Genomic DNA, 1,032 nt, shown 5'->3' on the forward strand with positions numbered 1-1,032 from the left:
CGCGGCTGATCCAGCGTCCGGGCGTGCCGAATACCGTGATGACGGGCAACGTCACGCAGGCGATCCTCGACATGGTCGATATCGTGTCCGCGGGTACCGCCGACAGCGTGCGCGCGGCGGCGCGCGCACGTTTCGGCAAGATGATGCCGGCCATCGTCGCGTTCGCGATCGGCGCGGTGGCCGGTGCGCTGGGCTTCCGTCACATTAGCTTCTGGGCGCTGCTCGCGCCCGCATGCGCACTCGCGTGGCTCGCGGCCGTCACTGGCGAGCACGAGCGCGTGGCCACGGCGGGGCGCACATGATCCGGCGGGGCAGAGAGGGGCGCTTCACGCGCGTCCGGCGTATGGCCGGCGCGGCCACGCACAATCAGAGGTTGGCACAGGCGAGGAAAACCATGGTGTCCACCACAATGCGCGGCCGTCGTTTTGGCACGGCTGCACGGATGTCGGTTGCCGCGGCGCTGGTGTTCGCGGGCGTCGACGCGGCGTGCGCAGATACGACTGCTGCATCGACTGCCGCATCGACTGCCGCATCGACTGCTGCATCGACTGCCGCATCGACTGCTGCATCGACTACCGCATCGACTACCGCATCGACCGCCGCATCGGCCACCGCAGCGAGCATACCGACCGATGCAGCGGCCAGCGCCGCGGCAGGCGGCGCCGCGTCGGCATCCACGTGCAACGCGAAACGGCCCGTCGTGCTGTTCAATCGCTGGCAGGAAGACTGGTCGGTGCTTGCGAATCCATGCGTGCCGCGCGCGCCGCTCGACGGACTGAAATACATTCCGCTCGGCAATGATCCGGCATCCTATCTGTCGCTCGGCGTGAACCTGCGCGAGCGGGTCGAAAGCAACAACGCGCCGCTGTTCGGCATCGGCTCCGCGCAGTCGGATACCTATCTGATCCAGCGCATCGAGGTTCACGCAGACGCGCATCTCGGCGAGCACTGGCAGTTCTTCGCGCAGCTCGCGGATGCGCGCGCGTTCGGCAAGAACACGGTGACACCGGTCGACAAGAACCTGCTCGATCT

General features: G+C 67.5%; 2 protein-coding genes. Both read left to right on the forward strand.

The window, feature by feature from the left end; genetic code table 11:
• On the forward strand, positions 1–302 hold a 302-nt coding region (locus DID96_RS37780), incomplete at its 5' end, for a DUF1275 family protein (RefSeq protein WP_148094538.1).
• 92 nt (positions 303–394) lie between these two features.
• On the forward strand, positions 395–1,032 hold a 638-nt coding region (locus DID96_RS37785; protein WP_260464179.1), incomplete at its 3' end, for an alginate export family protein.

It is taken from the genome of Burkholderia sp. Bp8963, assembly GCF_003854275.1.
Taxonomy (GTDB): domain Bacteria; phylum Pseudomonadota; class Gammaproteobacteria; order Burkholderiales; family Burkholderiaceae; genus Burkholderia.